This is a genomic window from Streptomyces sp. NPDC060198 (assembly GCF_042728415.1).
Lineage (GTDB): Bacteria > Actinomycetota > Actinomycetes > Streptomycetales > Streptomycetaceae > Streptomyces.
Genome location: NZ_JBHWZJ010000374.1, coordinates 1 through 6,713 on the forward strand (window position 1 = coordinate 1; position 6,713 = coordinate 6,713).

The following is a 6,713-nucleotide window of genomic DNA, read 5'->3' on the forward strand; positions in this document are numbered from 1 at the left end:
GGGCGTATCAACCGTGTCCCGAAGACCCGCCCGGGGGCGCCTCCCCGGGCGGGTCTTCCGCATGATGTACCGCATGGAGAGCGAGAAGGCGGGCGGCCGGCAACGGCCGGGGCCCCAGGTGTCTCGGCAGCGGCCGGAGTACGGCCGGCATCAGGCGCCCGTGACGTACGAGCGGGGCGACGGCTGCCTCGTCGCGTTCGTCCGCGTCCCGGTCCGGATCGTCGCGGTCCTCCTCGTGCTGCCGGTACGGATGGCCTGGGACCTGCTCGTCCTCACCCTGCGCGCCTCGCACCGGGTGCTGCTGCGGCCCCTGGGCCGTGGTCTGTCATGGGCCTGGCGGACCCTGGTGGTGCGTCCGGTCGCCTGGGTGTGGACGTATCTGGTGGTGCGTCCGGTGGTCTGGGTGTGGACGTATCTGGTGGTGCGTCCGGTGGTCTGGGTGTGGACGTATCTGGTGATGCGTCCGGTCGCCTGGGCGTGGACGTACCTGGTGGTCGTTCCGCTGGTCCGGCTGTACCGCTGGGTGCTCACCCCGGTCGGACACGGAGTGCGGAGCCTCTACCGCTCCCTGCTGACCCCGCTGGGCCACGGACTCCTCGCGGCGGTGCGGTGGCTCGGCCTCGCGCTCTTCGTCTTCCCCTTCGTCTTCCTGTGGCGGTACGTCCTCAGACCCCTCGGCCTCGCCGTCGCCCGGCTGGTACGCACCCTGCTGGTGGTGCCGCTTGTCTGGTTCTGGCGGTCGGTGCTCAGTCCACTCGGACACGGCACGCTCCGGCTGCTCCGGGTGCTGGGACACGGCCTGCTGTGGTGCCTGCGGACGCTGCTCGTCGTCCCGGTCGCCTGGCTCTGGGCCCGTGTCCTCCACCCGGTCCTGCGCGAGACCGGGGCGGCGCTGATGGTGGCCTGGCGGGTCAGCGGCATGATCAGCCGCGCGGTCGGTCGGGCGGTGGCGTGGCTCTTGCGGACGCTGCTCCTCGCCCCGGTGGCCTGGTGCTACCGCACCCTCTGCACACCGGTCGGGCACGTCGTACGGGACTGGGTGTGGCAGCCCGCCCGGAAGGTCGTCGCGGCGGCCGGGTGGGCGGTGCGCGAAACACTGCGGACGGCACGCGAGGCCGTGGGCCGAGCGCGGCGGGACGCCTGGCGCGCGTTCACCGGCGGACAGGCGAAGCCGGAGGTCGGCGGACCCGGGAGGGTTACTGCGCGTACTCTGGGTGAGGAGCACCATGCGACACCCGTGCACGGCGTGGCGCCCGCACCCGAGATCTCCCCGCCCGGCGGAACCACAGGCCGGAGGGGGTGAGCCGGAGCGGCCCCCCGTGACGACCTGTACTTCGTGGGCGGCGCGCCACCGCGCCCGCCCCGCACCGAGGAGAAGAACCACTGGGCAAGCGACAGCCCGAAGGCCCGCCGCCCGCACCGGCGGTGCAGCGCATCCGACTGCGCTACACCAAGCGCGGCCGCCTCCGGTTCACCAGCCACCGAGACTTCCAGCGTGCCTTCGAGCGGGCCCTGCGCCGCTCCGAGGTACCCATGGCCTACTCGGCGGGCTTCACCCCGCACCCCAAGGTCTCGTACGCCAACGCGGCTCCGACCGGCACCGGCAGCGAGGCCGAGTTCCTGGAGATCGCGCTCACCGAGCACCGGGACCCGCAGGTCCTGCGCGACCTCCTCAACGAATCCCTGCCGGACGGCCTCGACATCACCGACGCCGTGGAAGCCCGTACCTCCGGGCTCGCCGACCGGCTGACCGCCTCCGTCTGGGAGATGCGCCTCGACGGCGTGAGTGTCCAGGACGCCGAGGCGGCCGTGGCCGCCTTCCTCGCCGCCGAAACGGTCGAGGTCCAGCGCCGGGCGAAGAACGGTGTGCGCACCTTCGACGCCCGCGAGGCCGTGGTCGCTCTCGAGGCCCTCGATCCACGGTCCGATGGGTCCGGGGACACCGCCTGTGCGATACTGCGCCTGGTAGTGCGGCACATGACACCCGCCGTACGACCCGACGACGTCCTGTCCGGTCTCCGAGCTGTGGCCGACCTGGCGCCGCCGGTCCCCGTAGCGGTGACCAGGCTGGCGCAGGGGCTCTTCGACGAGGAGTCCGGCACGGTGACCGACCCGCTCGCGCCCGACCGCGACGCACCCCCGGCCGTCCCAGCGACGGCCCCCGGGAGTGTCGCGACGGCGCCTGAAGGTTCGGGTTCCGCGTAAGGCGGTCGTTGTAGCGCGGCCCCGCGGCCCAGGGACTCACCTGGGGTCGGGCCGCGCACTGACCAGAAGACTTTCGCCAGGCCGTACGCACCACGCGTAGGGAACCGGCGAGCCAGACATCAGCTCCCGTGCGGCGCCCGCGCCCCGGACAGCGGGGTCGCGCACCACGCGACAACCCCGCCGGACCGGATCAGGCGCGGCGCCCGGGAGCGCGACGGGAGAACCGCCCGCATGCTTGAGTCGACCGAATCCGGCACGACCGGAAACAACGAAGACAACACCCCCGGGGACAAGCTGCCGCCGCGCCGCAGGCGCCGCGCCGCTTCCCGCCCCGCGGGCCCGCCGTCCGGCGGCGCCGCGAAGACGCAGGACGAGACCCCGGCCGCCGAGGCCGTGGCACCCTCCGCCGGAGTCCAGGACGAGACCGCCGACGCGGCGGCTCCGGCCCGCCCGCGCCGTCGTGCCGTCCGCAAGGCGACCTCCCCGGCCGGCGCGCCGAAGGCCGCCGTCGAGGAGGCCCCGGTGGCGGAAGCCGCCGAGGTCGTGGTGGCTCCGGCCGCTCCGGCAGCCTCCGTCGAGGAGCAGGCCGAGGAGCCCGCCCAGGCTCCGGCGCCGCGTGCCCGCCGTCGCGCGGTCCGTAAGGCGACCGCCCCGGCGGGTGCCCCGCAGGCCGCCGAGCAGGAGGCCCCCGAGGAGATCGTGGTCGAGACCGCCGCGCCCGTCGAGGCCGTCGTGGAGCAGGTCGAGGCGCCGCGAGGCCGCCGTCGCGCGGTCCGCAAGGCGACCTCCCCGGCCGGTGCGCCGAAGACCACCGCCGAGGAGACCCCGGCCGCCCCGGTCGAGGAGCAGGCAGCCGTGGAGCCGGTCGCCGAAGAGGCCGCCGCCGAGACTCCGGCCCGCCCGCGCCGTCGCGCGGTCCGTAAGGCGACCGCCCCGGCGGGTGCCCCGCAGGCCGCCGAGCAGGAAGCCCCCGAGGAGATCGTGGTCGAGGCCGCTCCGGTTGCCGAGGCCGTCGTGGAGCAGGCCGAGCCGGTCGACGAGGCGGCCCCGGCCCGTCCGCGCCGCCGCGCCTCCCGCAAGGCCACCTCGCCCGCCGGTGCGCCGCAGGCCGCCGCGCCCGTCGAGCCCGCCGAGCCGGTCGGGGAGGCCCTGCCCGAGGCCGTCGCCGAGGAGCTCGCCGCCGAGCCCGAGGAGGTCGCGGAGTCCGCGCCGCGCGGCCGTCAGCGCCGCCGCGCCACCGCTCCCGCAGGCCGGCCCGAGTTCACCGCCACCGAGGAGCCCGTCCGTCGCGGACGTCGCGCGACCCGCCCGGCCGTGGCCGTCTTCCAGGCTCCGGTGTTCTCCGAGCCCATGTTCCAGACCCCGGAGACCGCTGCCGCCGCGGCTGCCGCGGCCCCGCCGTACGTCGAGCCGGAAGACGAGACCGACGAGGTCGACCAGGCGCCGCAGGCCGTCGAGGCGCCCGCGCCCGTCGAGCCCGCCGGGCAGACCCCGCGTCGCCGTCGCCGCCGTCGCGGCGAGGCCGCCGAGGCCGAGCAGACCGTCGCGCCCGTCGAGCCGGAGCCGGAGGTCGAGGCCGAGGCCGAGGCCGAGGACGCGCCCGAGACCGAGACCGAGGCGGAGCACGAGGCCGCCGACGACACCGAGTACGGCGACCGCCCGTCGCGCCGTCGCCGTCGCGGTGGCCGGCGCCGCCGCCGCGGCGACGCGGGCGAAGGCGACGAGGGCTACGACACCGAGCACGCCGCCGTGTCCGACACCTCAGCCGACCACGCCGACGAGCAGCAGCCGGCCCTGTCCGACACCGAGGCCTACGCCGACGACGACAACGACGACGAGCGCCACGACTCCGCCGCCGGCGGTTCCAGCAGCAGCCGTCGCCGCCGTCGCCGTCGCCGTCGCAGCGGTGACGGGGCCGACAACGGCACCGACAACGGAGCTCACGGCTCCGGCGGTTCCGACGACCCGGAGCGTACGGTCGTCAAGGTCCGCGAGCCGCGCGAGCGCCGGAGCCGGGAGTCGGCCGAGCGTGAGCCCGGTACCGGCTTCGACGAGGTCCAGTCCATCAAGGGCTCGACCCGTATGGAGGCGAAGAAGCAGCGCCGCCGCGAGGGCCGCGAGCAGGGCCGCCGCCGCGTCCCGATCATCACCGAGGCCGAGTTCCTGGCCCGCCGTGAGGCCGTCGAGCGCGTCATGGTCGTCCGCCAGAGCGGCGAGCGCACCCAGATCGGCGTCCTCGAGGACAACGTGCTCGTGGAGCACTACGTCAACAAGGAGCAGGCCACCAGCTACGTCGGCAACGTCTACCTGGGCAAGGTCCAGAACGTGCTGCCGTCGATGGAGGCCGCGTTCGTCGACATCGGCAAGGGCCGCAACGCCGTGCTGTACGCCGGTGAGGTCAACTTCGAGGCGCTCGGCATGGCCCACGGGCCGCGCCGCATCGAGACCGCCCTCAAGTCCGGCCAGTCGGTGCTCGTCCAGGTGACGAAGGACCCGATCGGCCACAAGGGCGCCCGCCTGACCAGCCAGGTCTCCCTGCCCGGCCGTTACCTCGTCTACGTGCCCGAGGGCTCGATGACCGGGATCAGCCGCAAGCTCCCGGACACCGAGCGCGCCCGGCTGAAGACCATCCTCAAGAAGATCGTTCCCGAGGACGCGGGCGTCATCGTGCGCACCGCCGCCGAGGGCGCGAGCGAGGACGAGCTCCGCCGTGACGTCGAGCGTCTCCAGGGCCAGTGGGAGGAGATCCAGCAGAAGTCGCGCAACACCGGCAGCTCCAATGCGCCGACGCTGCTCTACGGCGAGCCGGACATGACCGTCCGGGTCGTCCGCGACATCTTCAACGAGGACTTCTCCAAGGTCATCGTCAGCGGCAACGACGCCTGGGAGACGATCCACGGATACGTCTCGCAGGTCGCCCCCGACCTGACGGACCGTCTGTCGCGCTGGACGTCCGAGGTCGACATCTTCGCGACGTACCGCATCGACGAGCAGCTGATGAAGGCTCTGGACCGCAAGGTCTACCTGCCGAGCGGCGGTTCGCTGGTGATCGACAAGACCGAGGCGATGGTCGTCGTCGACGTCAACACCGGCAAGTTCACCGGTCAGGGCGGCAACCTCGAAGAGACCGTCACCAAGAACAACCTGGAAGCGGCCGAGGAGATCGTGCGTCAGCTGCGGCTGCGCGACCTCGGCGGCATCGTCGTCGTGGACTTCATCGACATGGTGCTGGAGTCCAACCGCGACCTGGTGCTCCGGCGCCTGCTGGAGTGCCTGGGGCGCGACCGTACGAAGCACCAGGTCGCCGAGGTGACCTCGCTGGGGCTCGTCCAGATGACCCGTAAGCGGGTCGGCCAGGGCCTGCTGGAGTCGTTCTCCGAGACCTGCGTCCACTGCAACGGGCGCGGCGTCATCGTGCACATGGAGCAGCCGACGACGTCCGGTGGCGGCGGTGGCGGCAAGCGGTCCAAGAAGCGCGGCCGCGGTGGCGTGGACCAGGGCCACGAGCACGGTCACGAGCAGGACCACGGCCACGACGACCAGGCGCACGAGGACGAGCACGAGTCCGAGGCCGAGGTCGCCGCCGAGGTGGCCGAGCCGGTGGCGCTGCCGGAGCCGGAGTTCGTCCCGGACGAGGAGCTGTACAGCAGCCCCGCCGAGGCGGAGGCGGCGGCTTCGCGTGGCCGCGGACGCCGTCGGGCGACCCGCAAGGTGTCGGCCCCGGCCGGCACCCCCCGGGGTGCCGCCCAGGCACCGGTCGCCGCTCAGGCACCGGTCGTCGAGGAGCAGTCGGTGGAGGTCGTGGAGCCGGTGGCCGAGCCGGTCGTGGAGCCGGTGGAGGAGACTCCGGCGGCCCCCGAGCCCGAGGCCGCGCCCCAGGGCCGTACCCGCCGCAGGGCGACCCGTAAGGCGACCTCTCCGGCGGGTTCGCCGAAGCAGGCCGCCCCGGCGGAGCCGGTGACCGCGGCCGAGCCCGCCGTCGAGCCGGTGGCCGTCGAGGACCCGGTCGTCCAGGCGCCCGCGCCTGTCGCCGAGACCCCGGCCCGGGCCGACGAGGCGGAGGCTCCGGCCGCGCCGCGGGCCCGTCGCCGGGCGACCCGGAAGGCGACCGCTCCGGCGGGCTCGCCGTCCGGCGCCGAGCAGGCCGAGATCGTCGTCGTGACGGGTACGCCCGCCGCACCGGACGAGGTCGCCGAGGCACCCGTCGCCGAAGCCGGTGACACGGCCGAGGAGGTGGCGCCCGCCAAGAAGACGGCGGCGCGCAAGACGGCCAAGAAGGCTCCGGCGAAGAAGGCGGCCCCGGCCAAGAAGGCGGCGGCCGTGAAGAAGGCGGCCCCGGCCAAGAAGGCGGCGACCGCGAAGAAGACGACGACGGCCAAGAAGGCGCCGGCGAAGCGGGCGACGAAGAAGGCCGTCGCGGCCGAGCAGGCGTCGGCCGGTACGTCCGAGGAGTGACCGCGGGCTGACCTCGCACCACCACCGGTGGGCCGTTCTCCCGGACGCGGGGG

Annotated in this window: 3 protein-coding genes; all 3 read left to right on the forward strand. The window is 74.4% G+C overall.

What is annotated here, in order from left to right; translation table 11 throughout:
• The first annotated feature begins 73 nt into the window (after positions 1-73).
• The 3 genes from ACFWEP_RS29530 to ACFWEP_RS29540 all read left to right on the forward strand — a co-directional run bounded on the left by ACFWEP_RS29530 (position 74) and on the right by ACFWEP_RS29540 (position 6,660).
• Positions 74-1,303 (forward strand): hypothetical protein, encoded by a 1,230-nt coding sequence (locus tag ACFWEP_RS29530; protein ID WP_387374563.1) that lies wholly within the window; start codon positions 74-76, stop codon positions 1,301-1,303.
• A gap of 122 nt (positions 1,304-1,425) precedes the next feature.
• Entirely contained in the window at positions 1,426-2,205 is a 780-nt protein-coding gene (locus tag ACFWEP_RS29535) for a TIGR03936 family radical SAM-associated protein (protein ID WP_387374565.1), read from the forward strand.
• Between the two features lie 231 nt (positions 2,206-2,436).
• Entirely contained in the window at positions 2,437-6,660 is a 4,224-nt protein-coding gene (locus ACFWEP_RS29540; RefSeq protein WP_387374567.1) for an Rne/Rng family ribonuclease, read from the forward strand.
• Positions 6,661-6,713 lie beyond the last annotated feature (53 nt).